At 49.3% G+C, this 20070-nt stretch carries 16 protein-coding genes; 3 read left to right on the top strand and 13 right to left on the bottom strand.

The window, feature by feature from the left end; translation table 11 throughout:
- Nucleotides 1-313 precede the first annotated feature (313 nt).
- The 4 genes from arfA to KTH89_RS21755 are packed head-to-tail and all read right to left on the bottom strand — an operon-like array spanning nt 314 to nt 4971.
- Nucleotides 314-1834 (bottom strand): arabinosylfuranosidase ArfA, encoded by a 1521-nt coding sequence (gene arfA, locus KTH89_RS21770; protein WP_238723087.1) that lies wholly within the window; start codon nt 1832-1834, stop codon nt 314-316.
- Nucleotides 1835-1849: 15 nt separating this feature from the next.
- Nucleotides 1850-2677 (bottom strand): carbohydrate ABC transporter permease, encoded by an 828-nt coding sequence (locus tag KTH89_RS21765; RefSeq protein WP_158345560.1) that lies wholly within the window; start codon nt 2675-2677, stop codon nt 1850-1852.
- Entirely contained in the window at nt 2670-3572 is a 903-nt protein-coding gene (locus tag KTH89_RS21760; RefSeq protein ID WP_158345559.1) for a carbohydrate ABC transporter permease, read from the bottom strand. Before KTH89_RS21760 ends, KTH89_RS21765 begins: the two co-directional genes overlap by 8 nt.
- A 52-nt stretch (nt 3573-3624) precedes the next feature.
- A complete protein-coding gene (locus KTH89_RS21755) occupies nt 3625-4971 on the bottom strand; it encodes an ABC transporter substrate-binding protein (RefSeq protein ID WP_238723086.1) in 1347 nt (448 codons plus the stop codon).
- Between the two features lie 1009 nt (nt 4972-5980).
- On the opposite strand from KTH89_RS21755, the gene KTH89_RS21750 reads away from it, so the two are divergent.
- Nucleotides 5981-6814, top strand: coding sequence for a prenyltransferase/squalene oxidase repeat-containing protein (locus KTH89_RS21750; RefSeq protein ID WP_238723085.1), 834 nt, complete (start codon nt 5981-5983; stop codon nt 6812-6814).
- A gap of 6 nt (nt 6815-6820) precedes the next feature.
- Here the strand turns inward: KTH89_RS21750 and KTH89_RS21745 are convergent, their stop codons facing one another.
- The gene (locus KTH89_RS21745) at nt 6821-9250 is read right to left on the bottom strand and encodes an ATP-binding cassette domain-containing protein (RefSeq protein ID WP_238723084.1); all 2430 of its coding nucleotides are present in this window, start codon (nt 9248-9250) and stop codon (nt 6821-6823) included.
- Nucleotides 9251-9404: 154 nt separating this feature from the next.
- Between KTH89_RS21745 and KTH89_RS21740 the strand changes: the two genes are divergently transcribed.
- Nucleotides 9405-10919 (top strand): phosphohexomutase domain-containing protein, encoded by a 1515-nt coding sequence (locus KTH89_RS21740; RefSeq protein WP_238723083.1) that lies wholly within the window; start codon nt 9405-9407, stop codon nt 10917-10919.
- A gap of 102 nt (nt 10920-11021) precedes the next feature.
- Here KTH89_RS21740 and KTH89_RS21735 read toward each other — a convergent pair whose 3' ends face one another.
- The 6 genes from KTH89_RS21735 to KTH89_RS21710 form a co-directional block, all read right to left on the bottom strand.
- Entirely contained in the window at nt 11022-11873 is an 852-nt protein-coding gene (locus KTH89_RS21735) for an aldo/keto reductase (protein WP_158347028.1), read from the bottom strand.
- Nucleotides 11874-12040: 167 nt separating this feature from the next.
- A complete protein-coding gene (locus KTH89_RS21730) occupies nt 12041-12994 on the bottom strand; it encodes a C-terminal binding protein (protein WP_238723082.1) in 954 nt (317 codons plus the stop codon).
- A 54-nt stretch (nt 12995-13048) separates the two neighbouring features.
- A complete protein-coding gene (locus KTH89_RS21725) occupies nt 13049-14071 on the bottom strand; it encodes a 2-dehydro-3-deoxygalactonokinase (RefSeq protein ID WP_158347030.1) in 1023 nt (340 codons plus the stop codon).
- 29 nt (nt 14072-14100) lie between these two features.
- On the bottom strand, nt 14101-15081 hold the full coding sequence (iolN, locus tag KTH89_RS21720; protein WP_238723081.1) for a 3-dehydro-scyllo-inosose hydrolase: 981 nt from the start codon (nt 15079-15081) through the stop codon (nt 14101-14103).
- 130 nt (nt 15082-15211) lie between these two features.
- Nucleotides 15212-15877, bottom strand: coding sequence for a bifunctional 4-hydroxy-2-oxoglutarate aldolase/2-dehydro-3-deoxy-phosphogluconate aldolase (locus tag KTH89_RS21715; protein ID WP_238723080.1), 666 nt, complete (start codon nt 15875-15877; stop codon nt 15212-15214).
- 8 nt (nt 15878-15885) lie between these two features.
- Nucleotides 15886-16641: an SDR family oxidoreductase gene (locus KTH89_RS21710; protein WP_238723079.1), complete on the bottom strand. Its 756-nt coding sequence runs from the start codon at nt 16639-16641 to the stop codon at nt 15886-15888.
- A 347-nt stretch (nt 16642-16988) separates the two neighbouring features.
- Between KTH89_RS21710 and KTH89_RS21705 the strand changes: the two genes are divergently transcribed.
- Entirely contained in the window at nt 16989-17666 is a 678-nt protein-coding gene (locus tag KTH89_RS21705; RefSeq protein WP_238723078.1) for a GntR family transcriptional regulator, read from the top strand.
- 128 nt (nt 17667-17794) lie between these two features.
- On the opposite strand, the gene KTH89_RS21700 is transcribed toward KTH89_RS21705, so the two are convergent.
- Both KTH89_RS21700 and KTH89_RS21695 read right to left on the bottom strand, forming a co-directional pair.
- On the bottom strand, nt 17795-18805 hold the full coding sequence (locus KTH89_RS21700) for an Rpn family recombination-promoting nuclease/putative transposase (RefSeq protein ID WP_238723077.1): 1011 nt from the start codon (nt 18803-18805) through the stop codon (nt 17795-17797).
- 344 nt (nt 18806-19149) lie between these two features.
- A complete protein-coding gene (locus KTH89_RS21695; RefSeq protein WP_408639974.1) occupies nt 19150-20037 on the bottom strand; it encodes an NAD(P)-dependent oxidoreductase in 888 nt (295 codons plus the stop codon).
- Nucleotides 20038-20070 lie beyond the last annotated feature (33 nt).

The raw sequence follows: 20070 nt of genomic DNA, 5'->3' as shown, positions 1-20070 counted from the left end.
TCACGTCCGACGGGCAAGAGCCTCTGAACCGGGAACACATCACGTGTTCCTGGTGAATAGGCTCGGTTCCTGAACCCGGCTTTTCGATTCCACTTAGCGTATGCCAGCGCAAGCCCTCCGCGCTCCCAGGGAGACACCAAAGACCCCGGCGGCCGGGAGCATCCCCGGATACCGCCCACGGATACCAGCCGGAAGCGGCGGACATACCCACCCCTGAGGAACCGTCCCGGCTTCCGCGAGGTTTCGTCCGCTTCGGAGCCTCCCATCCTAGAACCCAGCCACAAGCGATCAGTTCCCGTTGCGTCTAATCTACCTACTCCTCAACTGCGATGCGTATCATGTTCCAGGAGAGAGGTTTTAATTCACAGGTTACCGTATGGTTCACAGGGTCTGCTATGAGGTCCTGGAGTTCACGGGGAACTACGGTGTCGTGCCGGTATTGGTTTGTGGCTTTTTTGTCCTCGGAGGTCAGTTCTATGTGCTGGACCGGTGTTCCTGCCCCGAAGTCTTCCAACCGGATGCAGAAAGGTATGGTCTCATCTTCACTTCTGTTTACCAGGAAGACGGAGATCTCACTCCGGTCCTGATTGTATACCGCTACACTGTCCAGGTAGGGTACCTGTTTGAACTCTTCTGCGTCGTAGGTAGGACAGTCCAGGACGGATTGAAGAGTTTGGCCTCTTCCGTAGCGGGACATGTAGGAAAACGGGTAGAAGATGGGCTGTACCCATACTTCGCCGCCCTGTTTGGTCATGATCGCGGCGCTGATGTTGGTCAGCAGGGACTGGCACGCGATCTTGATGCGGTCGGAGTATTTGAGGAAGTTCATCATCATACTGGCGAAAAGCAGGCTGTCCTCCAGGCTGTAGATCTGTTCGCTGATCTTAGGCGCGATCTGCCAGGGCTTTTCGTCAACCTGGGCGGCCACCTCTTTGTCTGCCATAGACCAGACTCCCCATTCGTCAAAGCTGATGAAGAGTTCTTTGTCGGACCGCTTTTTGGCTTTTACGTAATCGCAGGTGCCGATTACCGTGCGGATATAATTTTCCATATCCAGCGCCTGGGCCAGGAAATAAGGCGTGCCCCGATCCTGGCCGTCGTAGTATTGGTGCAGGGATATGTAGTCTACATAGGGATAGGTGTATTCCAGGGTCTGTGCCTCCCACTCGGGATAGGTGGACATGGACGATTTGGAACTGCCGCAGGATACCAGCTGGATATCGGTATCTACCAGTTTCATGGCTTTGGCTGTCTCCTGGGCGATACGTCCGTATTCTTGGGCTGTTTTATGGCCCACCTGCCAGTCTCCGTCCATCTCATTGCCCAGACACCAGGTTTTGATCCCGTAGGGCTTCTCCACTCCGTGCTCTTTTCTGAGATCGCTGTATAAGGTACCGCCGGGTATGTTGCAGTATTCGACCATGGAGACCGCGTTTTCGATCCCCCTGGTTCCCAGATTTACCGCGAAGACCGGCTCTACTCCGGCTTTCTTAGCCCACTTCATAAACTCATTGATGCCGAATTGATTGGTTTCGATGGACCGCCAGGCGATCTCCAGACGCCTGGGCCGTTTTTCCGCGGGGCCCACCCCGTCCCGCCAGTCGTAGCAGGAGACAAAATTACCTCCGGGATAGCGTACTCCGGTCACTCCCATCTCTTTTACTTTATCTAATACGTCAGCCCGAAATCCATCTTCGTCCGCGGCCGGGTGGCCGGGTTCGTAGATTCCCGAATAGACCACGCGTCCCATGTGCTCCACAAATGAGCTGTATATCCGCGGGTCGATCTGACCTTTTGTAAAATTTCTGTTGATGATCATAGATGCTTTCTTCATCGTTTTTCTGCTCCTTTATTCCTTCATGCCAGCGGTCGCGATGCCTTCCACGAAATATTTCTGACAGAATATGTATAGTATTAGCAATGGTGCCAGCGAGATCATGGTCGCCGCCAGAGTCGGTCCGTATTTAATGACTTTATTTCCCACCAGAACAGCCAGACCTGCGGACAGCGTCCGCTTGTCGGCGGAACTGGTCAGCATCAGAGGATATAAAAGGTCGTTCCAGTTATTCATAAAATGAAAGATTCCAAGGCTGGCAATGGCCGGTTTACATAATGGGAGCATCAAAGACCAGTAGATCCGGAACTCTCCCATTCCATCCATCCGCCCGGACTCTTCGATTGATTTCGGAAGTCCGGCGAAGAAGGAACGCATCATATAGATACCGAAGGCGCTGGTGGCCCTTGGCAGGATCAATCCGGCATAGGTATCCAGCAAGTTGAATTTGTATACCTCAATGTATAACGGCGTCATGATAATCTGGAAGGGTACCATCATCGTCAGCAGAATAATGGAAAAGATCAGTTTAGATCCTTTGAAATTCATTCGCGCGAAGGCATAGCCCGCCATGGAATCAAAAAATACGCTGATCACCGTTACGGCTCCGGCAAAAATAAAGGTATTTTTCGCCATCTTAAAGATTGGAATGCTTTTCGTGACGTGCTGATATTGTTTCAGCGTCCACTCCGTCGGGAAAAATTTCGGCGGATACTGGATAACTCCCACATCGGTCTTAAAAGACGAGACAAACAGCCAGATGATCGGGACCAATACGCTGAGGGCGATCAGGAAGGTCAGGACAAAGCCTACGATTTTGACCGGTTTCACTTTTTTAGTCATTGGCTTCCTCCCCCTTGTTTAGCACAAAACGCTTCAACACAAAAGTAACAATGGCGATGATGACAAACAGATAGACGGAGATCGCCGAGGCATAACCCAGATCATAAGGCGCGGTCTGGAACCCTCTGTCATAGATATACTGAACCACCGTTTCCGTACGGTTAAGCGGCCCGCCCTGGGTCATGACGTAGGTCTGGTCAAAGACCTGCAGGGAACTGATCGTGGTCGTCACGATACAGAAGCTGATCGTCGGAAAGATTCCGGGGATAGTGATATGTATAAATTTTTTCCACTGGCCCGCGCCGTCCATATCGGCCGCCTCATACAGGGAGGACGAAATATTCAGGACCGCAGCCGTCAGAAGCGTCAGGGTATAGCCAAATCCCTTCCAGGCCGTCACGGCAATGACCGTGGGCATAGCCAGATTCGGGTCCTTTAAAAAGGAAATCGAATCTATCCCAATTTTGCTGAGCCAATAGGGAACCAGGCCCATATTCGGGTCCAGCATCATGGACCAGACGATACCCATGGCCGTCATGGAGCAGACAAATGGCAGATAGTAGGTCGATCTCAGTAATTTCGTGTATTTATTGTTTTTCGCCACATACATGGTCAGCAGAAGCGCCAGGCCCACCTGGAGCGGAACTTCAAAAAGGGTAAAATAAAAACTGTTGAACGTCGCATTTGCCACTCTGTGATCCGAAAATAATTTGACAAAATTATGGATCCCCGCAAAAGAAATATCCTTCATAAAAATATTCATGTTCAGCAGGCTGATCACAAGGGAAGCTCCCAGAGGTATGAACACAAAGACCGACAGGATAATCATCGATGGTAGAATAAACAGATACGCCTGTCTTTGCTGATGGGGCCGGAATTTTTTCTTTTTGCTCATAATCTGCTCCTTTTTTTCGGCCCCCGGCCTTATCAGCCGGGAGCCGCTTTTCTTAGTTGCTGCCTAACACGGCATCCATTGCTTTGGATGCTTCATCCAGCGCATCCTTCGGCTTGCTGGCGCCGGTAATTACTTTTTCAAACAACGGGATCATAACGTCGTTATCGATCTGGCTTGCCAGGGAATATCCCAGGTTATAAGAACGGCCGATCTCCGTAGCTTTGGAAATGGAGCTCAACACTTCGTCATTCTGGATCTCCGGATCTTCCATCAGCGTCTTGGACCATACCGGGAAACCATTTCTCTGGGACCACTCTTTGAGCACTTCATCGGTCAGCCAGTATTTCATAAATTTGTAAGCCGCCGCTTTCTTCGTCTCATCTGTTCCCTTGGGAATCACGAAGCTGCATCCGCCTGCCGGTGAGAAGGAACCCGCGCTGCCTGCGACACAAGGAGCGATACCAAATTTGATTCCGGCCTCATTCAGGCCATTGATCTGCCACGGGCCGCTCATGTACATCGCCACCTGTCCTGCCTGAAGCATCGTATCCGCATCCGGCCCGGTGATATTTTCCGGAGTCACTTTTTTATTCACAGCCAGATCCTGAAGCCACTCCAAAGTTTTTAAGTTTTCTTCCGAATTCAACAGGTTCGTATTCGTTTCCGTATCGTCCGCGTCTCCCCCGTTGGCCCACAAAAACTGCATATAAGTCACGCTGGTGGGCAGCGCCAGGCCATACTGTTTCTTCGAAGAATCCGTAAGCTTCACTGCAAAATCAGCCAGTTCCTCCATCGTGGCCGGAGGCGTATCGGGATCCAGGCCCGCCGCCTGGAACAGATCTTTATTCCAGTACAAATACTGTACATTGTACTGCATCGGCGTTCCGTAAAGCTTGCCGTCCACATAAGACAAGTCTACCACATTTTCCAGGAAATTGGACTTATCAACTCCCGCCGTATCCCAAAAATCACTGATATCTTCCAAAGAATCATTGCTCACATAGGGAGCGATATTCTCCACACCAAACAACACAAAATCCGGCGCGGTATTGGTTGCGATCGAAGCGGGCAGCTTCTGCTGAAGGGTATCATTCGGCATAATGTCCATATTAATCGTAATATTATCCGTATTCGTCTCATTGTATTTATCCACGATCTCCCGAAGGATATCTCCGTCAGACCCGGTAAACACGTTCCAGAAGTTCAAAGTAACCGCTTCCCCGGTCTCCCCCCCGGCCTCCGGCGCATCCGTACCCGCCGGTTCCTGCGCGGGACTTTCGCTCTGTGCCGGCGCGTTGGCATCCGCCGGCGCCTCTTCCTGCTTGCTGCCACAGCCGGCCAAGGAACTTCCCACCAGCACTGCCGCGATCAGTAAACTCCACCATTTTTTCATTCTCATAATTTTCCTCCATTTTCTTCCCGTCTTGTATAATCAGACAGATTTCTTTCCATTTTTCATGGATTTTGCCCACAGTTACCGTTACTCTTCTCCAATTCCTTCGTGAATTTTATTTGCGTACACGTGTACTCTATATCAATCATTATATATTCTCACCCATCCAATGTCAATACAGTTTTTCAAAAATACAAAAATTCTTTTTCCGGATGAGGAAGGGCCGGAGAGGACTGGGGCCGGGAGCGGCTTGGGGGCGGGGGACATGGGGCGGGAGCCAAATCGCATCGGCCAGACCTAAGAACAGGTAACTCCGATGGCGGGAGAACCTCTTATTAGCAGGGCCCGGAACAAACTCGCCACAAAACGGCTCGGACAGTGTTCCGGGCCCTGCGAGGTTCTCCCGTCGTCTGCGTAACCTGTTCTAAGGTCTGGCCTCAAGCGATTTGGCTCCCGCCCCATGTCCCCCGCCCCCAAGCCGCTCCCGGCCCCAGTCCTCTCCTACTTTTCATCCGGCATATTTACAGTTTTCTAAGAGTAACCATGTATACTAAAGACATATATACAATTTTCTGTAATATACCCATGTATACTGCAGATAATATACTCATGTATATTCAATTTCTGCTTGACCATTCATTTTCAGACTTTGGCGCTTTTGGAGACAGATGCTTTCCAATTCTGCCGGAATTAAAGCAGGAGAAAAAGCGGACGTCTGATTCCCGCCCGGGTACCGGCTGCCCCGGATCAATCATATGTTGCAAAAGGCATGGCCGAATAGCGAAGGGAGACCCAAGTGAGAATGGCGGCTCCCACGCCGTCATTCTCACTGCTTTCAGGGGCTCCCGGAGCTGTTTATGAGGTTGCCTTGTGCAACATATGATTGATCCGGGGCAGCCGGTACCCGGGCGGGAGTCAGACGTCCGCTTTTTCTCCGGCCCTCCCATTCCCCTCAGCCAATTGACAAATCTCAGCATCCCTCTTAAACTGGATATAACAGGAAAGGGGGATGGGAATGGCTGTAGAGGAACGGTATTTGGGGGATGTTGATGCGATTTTGTCTCATCGGTATGATAATGGAGGGGATCTATGGGCCACTGCGGATAAGAGGCTGCTTAAGGGGGCTCCTTTTTCGACGCTGGAATGTGTGCTTTATCTGCTGGAGCTGGGTATGGAACCGGATGAACCGGTGCTTCGGGATGCGGCTGAGTTGATTTTCAGTGTCTGGCAGCGGGACGGGCGTTTTCGGATTTATCCGGCGGGAGGGATTTATCCGTGTCAGACGGCGTTGGCCGCTCAGGTTCTCTGTCACTTGGGTTATGGGGATGATGAGAGGCTTAAGACTACGTTTCGGCATTTGTTGGATATTCAGTATCAGGACGGGGGATGGCGTTGTAATAAGTTTTCCTTTGGGCGCGGTCCGGAGACGGAGTATTCGAATCCGCATCCAACTCTGACCGTGTTGGATGCTTTCCGATTTTCCGGTTCCGCGGGTAAGGAGAAGGCGTTAGACCGGGCGGTGGAATTTTTGCTGGATCACTGGACGGTCCGGAAGCCGATCGGGCCCTGCCATTACGGAATCGGGACATTGTTTATGCAGGTGGAGTATCCGTTTAGGAATTATAATCTCTTTGAGTATGTCTATGTTTTGTCCTTTTATGATAGGGCTAAGGAGGATTCCCGGTTTCTGGAGGCGCTCCGGGTCCTTCAATCGAAGACGAAAGACGGGCAGATCGTGGTGGAACGGGTGGTTCCGAAACTGGCCGGACTGAACTTTTGTAAAAAAGGGGAGCCTACCGGTCCCGGAACGAAACGTTACCAGGAAATTCTGGCTAATGTTAAGGGATGAAATCGGTCATCCCTTTTTGAATGCTGGAAGTCCGGCAGGTGGGCCGGTGTATATGAGCCGGCCGCCCTGCTCTCCTCCATCGGGTCCTAAGTCGATGATCCAGTCACTGTTTTGTATGATCTGTTGATTATGTTCGATGACGATGACGGAATTTCCGGTGTCTGCCAGGCGGTTCAGCAGCTTTAGGAAATTTTCTATATCTAACGGGTGCAGGCCTCTGGTTGGTTCGTCCAACAGATACAGGCCGCGGCCGGCCGTATTCCCGATCAGTTCTTTGGCCAGTTTTAAGCGCTGGCCTTCACCGCCGGATAGGGTGGTGAGGATTTGTCCGATTTCCAGATACCCCAGACCCACATCTTTTAACAGGTTCAGGGTTCGGAGGATTTTGGGATGTTTTTCAAACACCGGCGCCGCTTCTTCTACCGACAGTTTCAATATATCTGTTATGGAGAGCCCATTTAATTTTACCGAAAGAACATAATCCTGAAAGCGTTTGCCCCGGCATACCGGACATACGACTTCATTGTTTTCAAAGAACAGCAGGTTATTGGAGACCACTCCCATTCCTTCGCAGTTTTCGCATCTGCCTCCGGGGGTGTTGAAAGAAAAATCCCTGGCGGTCAGGCCTTGTTCTTTTGCTTCCTCAAGCTTTGCGAATATGGCTCTTATCTCTGTATAGATTTCGGTATAGGTGGCTATATTGGATCGTTTGCTCCGGTTAATGGGTGTTTGGCCGACCTGGATGATTTCGTCAACATTTTCACAGCCCTCCACCCGGTTTTCTTTCCCTCCGGAATTGCCAAGGGCCAAGATTTCACAGATCAATGTCGATTTTCCGGAACCGGATGGTCCGGTTATAGTAACCAGGCAGCCTAAGGGGATGTCCACATCCAGATGTTTCAGATTGAATTTGCAGGCATTGCGGATCTTGACGAACGATCCGTTTCCTTCCCTGAACGTGCTTTTGCCGGGATGCGGCTGATTCAGATATTGTCCGGTGACGGAAAGGGGCTGCTTCCTGATCTCATCCAGGGTCCCGGCCCCGATGATATTTCCTCCGAATCTTCCGGAGCCCGGACCCATGTCGACGATGTGGTCGGCGGCTTTCATGACGTCCGGGTCGTGTTCTATGACTAACACCGTATTGCCCAGATCACGCAGCCGTTTGAGAATCGTTATGAGGCCTCCCGTATCTTTCGGGTGCAGGCCTACGGTCGGCTCGTCCAGGATATAGATGATCCCGGTCAGGTCGGAATCTAGGACGGCTGCTAATCTGATTCTTTGTAATTCGCCTCCGGATAGGGTGATGATCTGGCGGTCGAGAGTCAGATAGCCAAGCCCCACATTCAGGAAACGATGTACTTTTGTCTCAATGTCCAGCAGATAGTCTTTTACCAGTGTTTGGTTATTATCTTTTAGAGAAACGCTCAGATTTCGAATCCAATCCGCCAGTTCCCGCATAGAAAGACCTGCAATCTGCGGAAGCCGGACTCCGCATACGGTAACTCCCCGGCTTTTTTCCCCCAGCCGTTCCCCCTGACATTCCGGGCATTCCGCCATGGTAAAGTATTTTAGAATTGTTTTGGATTCTCCGTTCTGGTTTGCCAGACGTCGTTTCAGCGTGGGAATAATACCCTCGAATCGGCCGTTTGCCACGGTTTTCGGGGCTTCCCGTTCCGGAAAACGTACTTTTATCAGCTCACTGGATACCCCCTCATATAAGACCGCCTTCTGTAGTTCATCGTATTGTGCTATCTTTTTTCCCTTTGGTACAGGGATACCATAATAATCGTATGCCGCCGCCAGCGCTTCCATCTGGTAATCCCGGTATTTATTTTCCCAAAAATCTACGGCCCCCTCTTCCAGGGACAGTCCCTCATTCACAACCGCCTCCCGATTCACCTCCAGTTTCTGCCCTAATCCCTCACAGGCCGGACATGCGCCTTCTCTTGTATTAAAAGAAAAGTCCGTACGGGTCAGCTTCCGCATTCTATGGTTGCATTCACAACAATACATATAAACCCGAAAATCCTCTCCTGATTTCTCCGTTTCCTCTCGGCAGTCCGCAGCGGAAATAACTTTCCCGCATTCGGGACAGGTCCTGACACCCAGCTTTTCATAAATCATACGAAGTCCCGTATAGATATCTGTCAGGGTACCGACGGTAGATCTTGGGTTTTGATTGGCATCCGTCTGCGATATGATGATAGCAGGGGAAGCATTTTGGATACGCTCCACTTTTGGTTTTGCGATTCCCTGGAAAGACATGGCCTCCAAATACTGCCTCTGGCTTTCCATATAAAGCACATCCATCAGCAAAGTAGACTTTCCCGAACCAGACACGCCCGTAAACACTGTAAATTTATTCCTTGGAATGTCTATCGTAACATGATTCAGATTGCCTTCACAGGCCCCCTGCACAGAAATATAATCCATACGATCCCTCCTTTTTAGCTATTATATAACATAATTGCATATGCCAATGGTTTTTTTCATGTTTTCTTCTATTAAATGAAAGCAAAAGATAAATGGAAGAAAAAGGTGACATTTTCTTCCGGCCTTGCTATAATTGCATGGGAGGTAAGAAACCATGGAAAATAGAGAAAAAATGCTGAAACTACAAAACGGCAGCGATGTACGTGGAATAGCCACGGAAGGCGTGGAGGGTGAATCTGTCAATCTGACACCGGACGCTGCCAATCTGATCGCCCAGGCCTTCGTCCTGTGGTTATCCAATAAGTTGAAAAAACCGGCGGAACAGATCGCCGTCGGAGTTGGCTGTGATTCCCGTATATCCGGTCCGGAGTTAAAAGAAGCGATCCTCAAGGGTGTATTGGCTTCGGGCAGCCGTGTCACGGACTGCGGCCTGGCCACCACGCCGGGAATGTTCATGTCCATCGTATTCCCGGAATCACATTTTGACGGTTCCATTATGATTACCGCCAGCCATCTGCCATATAACCGCAATGGTATGAAGTTCTTCGACGCCGACGGCGGACTGGAACACGACGACATCACGGATATCTTAACTGCTGCCGCTGATCTTAAAGTGCAGACCTCTGATCTGTCGGCGGTTCCTTCTTTTGATCTGTTGAACGTCTATGCCGGACATCTCGCTGACACGATTCGCAAGGCAGTACAGGCGGATGATTATGAACATCCTCTGAGCGGCTTGAAGATCGTAGTCGACGCCGGTAATGGCGCAGGCGGCTTCTTTGTCGATAAAATATTAAAACCTCTGGGAGCCGATACGAGCGGAAGCCAGTTTCTCAATCCGGACGGAATGTTCCCGAATCACATACCGAACCCGGAAAACAAGGCGGCCATGGAAGCGGTCCGCTCCGCCACAATGAATCATCACGCCGATCTTGGATTAATCTTTGATACGGATGTGGACCGCATGTCCGCAGTGTTGCCGGACGGCGCCGAGGTAAACCGTGACGCCATCATTGCCATGGTAGCTGCCATTCTGGCTCCGGATTATCCGGGCGGGACGATCGTCACCGATTCCGTCACATCACACCGTCTGACTTATTTTCTGGAAGAAGTCCTGCATATGAAACATCACTGCTTCAAGCGGGGTTATAAGAATGTCATCAATGAATGCAAACGGCTGAATGAGGAGGGAACCGTATCTCCTCTGGCCATGGAAACCTCCGGCCACGGCGCACTGAAGGAAAATTATTATCTGGACGACGGCGCGTTCCTTGCGGTCAAACTTCTGATCGCGGTAGCCCGTTCCGCCCGGGAGGGTAAAAAGATCGCCTCCCTGATCGAGAAGCTCCCCCCCTTGTACGAGGATAGGGAATACCGCTTCAAGATTAAAGCAGATGATTTCAAAACGTATGGTCAGGATGTGCTGCGTGTATTTGAAGAACGGGCCAAAGCGCAAGGTTATCAGCTTCCGAAATCTTACGAGGGTGTGCGGATCTCCTTTGATAATGACGAAATCAAAGGCTGGGTGCTGCTTCGTCTCTCCCTGCACGATCCTGTCATGCCATTGAATATCGAGGGCAGCCGGGAAGGAGACTGCGACCGGCTGGTGGAAGTGACCCGGAAACTGCTGGACGGCTTTGAACTGCTCGACATGACAGTGCTGGATTAGCAGGTTTGGAGGTTTGGGGACATGTCCATTCCGATTTGGGACAGGTACAAACCAGTTTGGGACATGTCCCAAATCGGAATGGACATGTCCCCAATTGCCGGCTTAGAAATCTATCTCATCCGGCACCAGCCCGGAGCCGCCGATGTAACCCATCTTATTAATCTGCTCCATATCATCCCTGGAGATCTTAAAATCGAACACCTGCGCGTTCTCCCTGATCCTGCTGGGAGTCACAGACTTCGGAAGCGGAAGCACTTCATTTTGCAGGCACCAGCGGATACACAGCTGAGCCACCGACTTCTCATACTTGCCCGCGATCGACTGTAATGTAGGATTCGTAAGCATCCTTCCGGTCCCCAGAGGACTCCATGCCTCAACCAAAATATCATGCTGTCTGCAATATTCCACGGTCTCTCTTTGCATCTGCCCCGGATGGAATTCGATCTGATTCACCATCGGACGGATCTTCGCCTCCGCCATCAACGGTTCCATATGATGAGGCATAAAATTACTAAGGCCAATCGCCCGGATCCTTCCATCTTTGTAGAGCTGTTCAAAAGCCCTCCAAGTGGATAGATTCAGCTCTTGCCAGTTCTCAAACTGATTTGCTACCGCCGGCCAGTGGATCAGGTATAGGTCCAGATACTCAAGCCCCAGATCCTTCATGGTTTTTTCAAACGCCGCCATCGTTTTGTCATAGCCTCTATTCGCATTCCACAGCTTGCTGGTCACGAAAAGATCTTCGCGCTTTACACCGGCCTCCCGGATGCCTCGTCCGACACTGGCTTCATTGTCATAAGCCGCTGCGGTGTCTATATGGACATATCCTGCTTCCAGCGCAGATTTTACAGCCTGAACCGCCGTCTCTCCATCCGGCGTCTGCCAAGTCCCGAAACCGACACAGGGGATCCGTACCCCGTTATTGAGCATCCAAAAATCTTTCACAGTATCCATATACATCCTCCTCGTTACAATCTTCTGTCTCCTATTTTAGCACTTTTTACCAAAGATGTACATGAAAACATGGCGCTGCTATGTCCAATTTTTCTTAATAAACTATGGATTTTCTTTCAGATCCTGCCACTACTAATTATTATATTCCCGTGTGTAAAAGCCGGGAGCTACAGACCGTTTACACAGTGGAAGGGCCGGTTCCCCTGTAATACGTTTACCACTTCCTCCGCTACCTTGCGCTGCAGGGTGGTGATCGCCACCTCGCTGTACCAGGCGCTGTGGGGAGTGGCAATAACATTGGGAAGGTGCAGCAGTTCATTGTCAGGCCCGGCCGGTTCCTGCTCAAAGACATCGATCCCGGCACCGGCGATCTCTTTTTCCTTCAGGGCCTCAATTAAGGCTGCCTCGTCGATGATCCCGCCTCTGGCTGTGTTGATGACAAAGGCTGTGGATTTCATTTTGCGGAATTCTTCTCTTCCGATTATGTGGCGCGTATCTTTAGTCAGGGGACAATGCACCGAGAGGAAGTCGCTTTCTTTTATGATCTGCTCCATATCCGTCAGTACCACTCCGGCTTCTTTTGCCGTCTGTTCTGAGGCATAGGGGTCATAAGCCAGAATACGCATTCCGAAGCCTTTTAATTTTCTGGCTGCCATCTGTGGAATTCTGCCAAAGCCAACCAGGCCCACGGTACATTCACTGAGACGGTATAAAGGAACCACGCTGCCGTATCCCCAGTCGCCGTTTCGGAAAGCTTCGGTAAGGATCGGAAGCTTCTTACCCAGCGCCAGAATCATGGCTACGGCGTGATCGGATACCTCCTCCACCCCATAGTCGGGTACGTTGCATACATAAATTCCTTTTTTTGCCGCGGCTTCGCAGTCGATATTGTTTACACCGATGCCGTATTTGATGATCATTCTGGCCTGCTTCATATGGGAGATCACTTCCGCATTGATGTCTGCGTATTGAGTGATCACAGCCTGCGCATCCTCTACGGCCGGAATCAGATCTTTTGTCTCTTTCGCCTGATAATCCTTCAGTGTAAATCCGGCGCCCTCGATGATGCTGCGTTCTGTTTCGATAGATTCATATTGATAATCGGTTATTACAGCTTTCATATAATAGTGCTCCTTATCTTTTTCAATTCCGGAACGATCGTTATAATATGCTCGTTATAATATGTTACTTTTCTCTGCGATCAGATAAGCGCCCAGGGAGGAAATTGAACTGCCCTCTTCCGGTACAAACTCCTCAACCGTCCCAAAGCCTCCCTCATATTTGAAGATATCGATCAACGCCTGCCGGAGAGGATTTTTACCGCTTACCACCACTTTGACGTTCCCGCTTGCCCGCACGGCATCCGAGTTTTTGATCGCCGTAATATCTCCTTGCAGGCTGGCTCCCAGTATGTAATTTGCTATTTTCTCCGTGTCTTCCTCTACGAACAGGCTGAGAATCCGGCCGGAAAAGCATGCGCGTCCCAAACCGGTTTTCTTCGCGTTTTCATATCCTAACAGAAGCCATTCTTTATCGTAAGAGGCTTCCTCCACAAACTTACGTCCTACGGATTTTGCCAGGATCGTATCGTTTGTGATGGACGCCAACAGCTCCCCGGATATGGAGGTAAGGCAGCCGGTGATCTTGCCGGATGCGTCCACCGCAACGAATTTGTTATGGGATCCGGGCAGCACCAGCAGCATCGGACTGCCGTCGAAGAACCGGTCCATCAGCGCGATGCTCTCTACCTCTTCTCCCCGCATGATATCCATAGCCTCATAATTTTCCACGGAAATATGGTCCACCGCGTTTTTGATTCCAGGAATAAAGTGAACCGGTATCGGGCAGATTTTAGGCAGATCCACGGCCACCGTAGCCCGGGCCAGGTCATCTAAGCCCGCCGGAGCGCTTAAGTGCGGAATTACAACGATTCCCACATCAGAAGTGATCATGCCGCTGGCTATGATCCGTCTGATATTTTCATAGGTGAGGTCATTCTTATCCAGGAGAGCATCCAGACATTCTTTTACTGCCATTTTCAACTTTTCATTGTTGCCGTCAATTGCCGTATTGCGGACTCCCACCTGCCTTTTTTCTTCGGCGATCTTGTTCCTGCTCTGATCCCAAAGAATACACCTGGTGTTCGTCGTGCCTCCGTCAATTGTAATAATATACCCCGCTAAGGTATTGTTTTCCATTTAACCACCCCGCATCAGAATCCTATGTATTAATAGTCAGCTACCGTGTAGATGTGTTTCCCACCCTTTAACGGGCCTTTTTTCAGATCTTCCAGAGTTTCATCCGTGAATCTCTGGGTCACTTTGTCGCAGGGAGGAAGTTCCCCGGCCGGCCATTTGGTGATCACGTCATTGACCAGTTTCTCCAGATAATCCAGCAGCGCTTCCGTTGCGGGAATGGCTTTTTCTGCTGTCGCCAGCTTAGCGGCACCAACCACGCCTTCCGGATTGCCGATTACTTCGATCGTACCCGCTCCCGCGTGGCAGTACCATTTTACAGCTCTGCCGTAGATGTTGCCGGCGTTGTCGATATGTCCGGGAGGTAAGAAGGTATGCAGCTGCGTATTCGGAGCGTCCTCCATGTGGATCATCTCCGGGAACAGGGCCAGCGAGAAAGAGGTTTCCTGTTCGTCCGCATGGTTAAACGGGGTTTCGAATTTACATTTCGGATCTCCAACCCGAAGATATTCGGGAATCGCATAATACCAGTTCACGTTCATAAACACACCGGGCACCTGATATTTTCTCGCGAACTGATGGATCGCGGTGGGGATGACATATTCCTGGCCATGTCCGTTTAACAGGATCACTTTGCGGTATCCGGCGTTCCAGAAACCGGCCAGTACCTGGGCGATATAGTCGCAGAATGTATTTTCATTGATCGGGATCGTGCCGGGCATCCCCATATGATGGTAGGGATGGGACCCGAACCAGATCGGCTGGGATACGGTACATCCGGTCTTCTTGGCCACCTGTTCTGCCATTCTGGTCACCAGGAACGTATCCTCGCCGTAGCATGCGTGGGCGCCGTGGCATTCTGTGGAGCCGATCGGCAGAATCAGCACGTCGTTCGTTCTCAGCCGTTCTTCACTCTGCTTCATCGTCATGTTCTGGAAATAGATCGGTTCGTCGGAATCCATATAACCAGCTACTTTTACTTCCTGCGGATAAGGTATTTGCCATTTGCTCATTGTAAAATCCTCCTCTTTACATTTGATTGTTTTATTTCTTATTCAAATTTAAAATTTTATTAGAATAATTTTCGGTCAACTATTACAGCTTTTTTCAGACCCGCTGTCACAGATTCTCTTTTATTCTCCTTTACATCCGAATCTGCCGCTGTAGATTCCTCACATAGTCCAGGGCTGTTTTTGTCAGGCTATCATAATCTCCCAACTCTATTTTCTTCAAATCCACCAGATTGCCGCCTACCCCTATGCTGCTGCATCCGGCTTCGATAAAGTCACGGCAATTTCCGGGCGTTACCCCTCCCACTGCGGATACCGGAATATGCTTAAGCGGCCCTCGGACAGCTTTGATATAATCAAGCCCCAGAATCCCGGCCGGAAACAGCTTGACAATATCCGCACCGGCTTCCCACGCTTCTGTCATCTCTGTAGGTGTAAGCGCACCCGGAATGGATATTTTTCCCGCTTCCTTTGTCTTGCGGATGACATCCGGGTTTTTATTGGGTGAAATTATGTATTCTGCTCCGGCTTCCACACAGGCCTTTACTTCCTGTCCGCTTAATACGGTCCCTGCTCCCAGACAAATCCCCGCCGCAAATGTTTCCTTCAGGCACCGGATCATCTCATATGTCTGTTCGACACTTTCCGGACTCGTATGGTCGATTGCAATCTCCAGACAGGAAATACCTCCCTTTATGATTGCATCCGCCGTTTTTTGAATCTGCTCTTTTCTCACTCCCCGGACGATTGCTATGATCTTTTGGCGAAGCAAATTTTGTAAAATATAATTTTCCTCCATCCGGTTACCTACCTTCCCAAATATCCGCCGTCAATCGGAATCACTGCTCCGGTAACATAATCCGAGGCCTGCGAAGCAAGATAAATAACGGTCCCGATCAAATCTTCCGGTTTTCCCCAGCGGCGGGCCGGAATCCTCAGGGTAATTTCTTCATTGCGTTTTGGGTCATTGATAATCGCCGTGTTCAGCGGGGTATCCATATATCCCGGAGCTATCGCGTTCACCTGTATGCCCATTCCCGCCCATTCATTGGAGAATGCCTTGGTCAGCTGGGCCACCGCCCCTTTGGAGGCCGCATACGGCGAACAGCGGTATCCACCGAAAAAGCTTAACATAGACGCCACATTGATAATCTTCCCGCCTCCGCTGTCTTTCATTTTCCTGGCAGCTAACTGGCTGAGTTCAAATACAGCAGTTACATTCAGTTCTATCAGCCGGTCCCAGGCACTGATCTCAATATCCTCCGCCGCACCGCGGACCTGCATTCCCGCATTGTTCACCAGGATATCCACTCCTCCCAGCTTAACTGCTGCCTCTTCAAATCCTGCCTTTAAGCTTTCCCGGTCCAACAGATCTGCCCGGATCCCGTGGAATCTGCCGCCCTGCTGAGACAGTTCCCGGGCCTTATCTACGATATCGGGCATAACGTCCAGAATCGCGACTTCCGCCCTGGCCTGCGCCAGCCCTACCGCAATACTGCAACCCAATCCGGAACCAGCTCCGGTAACGATCGCCTTTTTTCCCTCAAGGCTGAATAAATCCATTTCACTCCACCTCCCATCTTTAACCTATTTCAAAGAATACCTTTTGAATATTATTTGAATATCTTTTGAATACCATTGGTATACCATAATTTGATATTATCATAGAATTTTTCATTATGCAAGTATTTTTTTCATATTACGGACAATTTCACAGGTGCTTTCATTCTCATCCAATCCCTTTTTAGTTGACAATACGAAAACAGTATGTAAAAATATTAACACAACGGTATACCAGTAATATGTCGTGAATATACAGCTTATGTGGGGCCTCTCATTCCGTTTTTGTCACCTGAACCCGGGATATTCTGGATGCTGCTTGAATTTACAAAAAAGCAGGGGGATACTCTATGGTCTTGAATACAGCACTGAATGCTTCGGCAGAAAAATCTAAGAAACAGCTTGTGTACGATTATCTAAAAGAACAAATTATTACGAATGAACTGCCTCCCGGCACCCTTCTTGTGGAGCGCCAGCTCTGTACTATGCTGGATGCCAGCCGTACACCCATACGTGAGGCGATCCAGCAGCTTGTCTCTGAGAATCTGGTTACTTCCATACCCACTAAAGGCTGCTTTGTATCCGAGGTGCGCTACGAAGACATCGCTCAGCTCTATGACGTACGTGAGTATTTGGAAAAACTGGCCGGAAAGTTATGTTCTCAGAACATTCTTCCTTTACAGCTCCAGAATTTGAGGGAACTGGCCATCACTATGACTCAGAAACTTCAGGAGGGCGATCTGGACACGTTTTATGAAACAGACACGGAATTCCATCTGAACCTTATCCGCTATTCCAGGAATACGTTTTTGATCGGAAGCTACGAATCCTTGTATCCGCAGATCCTGCGCATTACTTATCTGATTCATTCGGTTCCTTCGGGATTGTCCGAGGCGGATTGCTACCACCTTAAGATCGTTGATGCCTTAGAACATCATGATCCGCAGGATGCGGAGTACCAGATCGGAGAACATATCCGGATCTGCAAAGCGAATTACCTGAAATTATTCGCGCCTAATCTCTATTAAGCTTTTATCATAAACTATAAAACATAAAAGCAGTCTTAAGAGGCATCTCATTGTGTACTACAATGCCTTTAAGACTGCTTTTTCATCTTTATAGAAGCCATTTTAATATCTGCTATTTATGTCCGATATTAAATCAAATCGACAACGATACCGCTTTGTTCCAATAATTTTTTCTGTTCTTCCACTACGCGCTTCAAGGTGTCTATTGTATCAGACTGTCTGCTTAGTTCTGCAGACTGTTTATTGATCTCCTCCTGCATATCATCAATCATATACTGAACCGTATTCCTGTCCAGTTCCTGCAGTTCTTTTGAAAACATCCCCATCACCCTTTCCATGTTCCGGCAGATCACATAGATCTCATCATACATTTGTTTAAACCTGGGATATTTTTCAATAAGCTGTATGATTTTCTCTGGCGAATCATAGGCAAGAAACGTCAACCAGGCATCCAGCTCACTATCCACACTTTTATTTTGGGTGTTTTCTTTGAAAATGTCAAGCGGTACGAAAATAAATTCCTGCAGCAGATTCACATCCAAATCCGTATCGAACCGTTGTCTGGACCGGTGAATATAATTCTTCTGCAGTTCATGAAATTCCCTGGTACTTTTCTCAAATAAAACGATATTATATACCGTTTGAATATCCCGGTAGCTAAACACATCTTTCTTTTTTTCACTCCTAACCCGTTTGTATTGGCGCAAAAGCAGATCCGCGCAATAACAGGCACTGCGCTGTCCCGGAAACGCGTAGCCAATCTTTTGCATCTCCAGATTAGCCATGCTTCCATCCCGGAGACTGACAACAATATCCATTACCAGCAAAGAGCTTTCATCTGCGATTCTGGTAGAATCATTTGGCAGTACCTGGACAATCTTCACTTCCTTCCCAAGCAAAACGGACAGAAGATCGTTTAACCGTTCCGGCGCCGATTCCGGATTCATGATTTCCTTGAAGAAAGAATCATACAACATCTTTGCGCCCCGAACCCCGGTACAAAAATCCAAAAATTCCATCTGTTGTTTAGGCCGCCATTCCTCATACATTTTCCGCAGATTATCCTTGCTTCTGATTTCGTCCAATACCTCCTCTCTTGTACGAATCAGCGGAAAATAATCCTGCAGTTTGTCTGCCATAGGCAATCCTCCTCCTATATTCAATTTTCCGAACAATTGGGTAAAAGCTTCGATACAGAAGCATAAAAAGAAATATCCCGTGACCTGAACATAACTGACGGCAGAACACCGTCAAAAAGATAAATTAAGAATAACACCAAACTTTAAGAAATACAACACACAACTTTCCCTGATTTGAAAACTCATTTGAAACGGATTTATAAATTGTTCCGAAAACGTCTTCCTGGTACCGGCGAAGGGAATTCCAGGAAATATTGCGGCGGCTCAAACCAAATCCGCAAAATTTCCCGGAATTCCCCTTCTTCAGACAGTACCAACTTTAAAACCTTCCAGGTATCCTGTAATCAACTCTTAATTCCGCAGATCTTCTCATTGAGCAAAATCAATCCGCTATAGTCGATCTGCCCCATATCATGGGCCCGCATAGCCGCGTAATACTGCTTGGACACGGCCGCAACCGGCAATGCCAGCTCATACTCCCTGGCCAGCTCCATGGCAATGTTCATATCCTTTTCCATCATGACCGATGTGGCCATCGCTGTAAAATCCCGCTGTTTCAACGCCTGTTCCTTGGCTTTCACGATGTTTGCCGCCGCGGCGCTGTCGCAGATACATTCCACCATAGTCTCCCAGTCGATTCCGACTTTTTCACCCATAACCAGTGATTCGGCCAGCATCTGCATCGTCGTACCCAGCATCATATTGATACAGATTTTCATAAATCTGGATTGTTCCTGATCCCCCAGATACCTCTGGCGGTTGCCCAATATTTTCAGCAGAGGCAGGGTCTGATCAAACACATCCCGGTCACCGGACGCCATAATTCCAAGGGTTCCCTCGGCGGCATAGGCCACGCTTCCCGTGACCGTGGCCCGCAGGAATTTTGCTCCGGTGGGCTCGATCAGTTTATTAACCTCGGCCGAGGAACCCGGATCAATGGTACTCATGTCAATTAATATCGTACCGGGCCTGACGCTTTTTAACACGCCGTTTTCACCGGCCATAATCTCCTTCAGAATCGGCGCGTTTGGTATCATGGAAAATATGTAGTCCGCTTTGTCACAAAGCCCGGAAGGATTTTCCACAAATACGGCCCCATCCCCAATTAATTCCCTGGCGTTTTCTTTTATTTTATCACATACGGCCAGCTCATGCCCCGCCTCCAAAAGGCGTCTGGACATACGGCTTCCCATATTCCCTATTCCGATCCATCCTATTCTTGCCATATCTATCTCCTCCTGTCTTAAATATAAATTTTAGTTCCG

It is taken from the genome of Diplocloster agilis (assembly GCF_019042275.1).
In the GTDB taxonomy this organism is placed as follows: domain Bacteria; phylum Bacillota; class Clostridia; order Lachnospirales; family Lachnospiraceae; genus Diplocloster; species Diplocloster agilis.
The sequence above is the reverse complement of the archived record's forward strand: the minus strand, read 5'-3'. Positions and strand labels throughout refer to the sequence as shown.

Coding starts and splice junctions, on each gene's coding strand:
- KTH89_RS21755 (WP_238723086.1), bottom strand. CDS start 4,971: ATGAGAATGAAAAAATGGTGGAGTTTACTGATCGCGGCAGTGCTGGTG.
- KTH89_RS21740 (WP_238723083.1), top strand. CDS start 9,405: ATGGAAAATAGAGAAAAAATGCTGAAACTACAAAACGGCAGCGATGTA.
- KTH89_RS21725 (WP_158347030.1), bottom strand. CDS start 14,071: ATGGAAAACAATACCTTAGCGGGGTATATTATTACAATTGACGGAGGC.
- KTH89_RS21730 (WP_238723082.1), bottom strand. CDS start 12,994: ATGAAAGCTGTAATAACCGATTATCAATATGAATCTATCGAAACAGAA.
- KTH89_RS21735 (WP_158347028.1), bottom strand. CDS start 11,873: ATGGATACTGTGAAAGATTTTTGGATGCTCAATAACGGGGTACGGATC.
- KTH89_RS21715 (WP_238723080.1), bottom strand. CDS start 15,877: ATGGAGGAAAATTATATTTTACAAAATTTGCTTCGCCAAAAGATCATA.
- KTH89_RS21765 (WP_158345560.1), bottom strand. CDS start 2,677: ATGACTAAAAAAGTGAAACCGGTCAAAATCGTAGGCTTTGTCCTGACC.
- arfA (WP_238723087.1), bottom strand. CDS start 1,834: ATGAAGAAAGCATCTATGATCATCAACAGAAATTTTACAAAAGGTCAG.
- KTH89_RS21710 (WP_238723079.1), bottom strand. CDS start 16,641: ATGGATTTATTCAGCCTTGAGGGAAAAAAGGCGATCGTTACCGGAGCT.
- iolN (WP_238723081.1), bottom strand. CDS start 15,081: ATGAGCAAATGGCAAATACCTTATCCGCAGGAAGTAAAAGTAGCTGGT.
- KTH89_RS21705 (WP_238723078.1), top strand. CDS start 16,989: ATGGTCTTGAATACAGCACTGAATGCTTCGGCAGAAAAATCTAAGAAA.
- KTH89_RS21750 (WP_238723085.1), top strand. CDS start 5,981: ATGGCTGTAGAGGAACGGTATTTGGGGGATGTTGATGCGATTTTGTCT.
- KTH89_RS21760 (WP_158345559.1), bottom strand. CDS start 3,572: ATGAGCAAAAAGAAAAAATTCCGGCCCCATCAGCAAAGACAGGCGTAT.
- KTH89_RS21700 (WP_238723077.1), bottom strand. CDS start 18,805: ATGGCAGACAAACTGCAGGATTATTTTCCGCTGATTCGTACAAGAGAG.
- KTH89_RS21745 (WP_238723084.1), bottom strand. CDS start 9,250: ATGGATTATATTTCTGTGCAGGGGGCCTGTGAAGGCAATCTGAATCAT.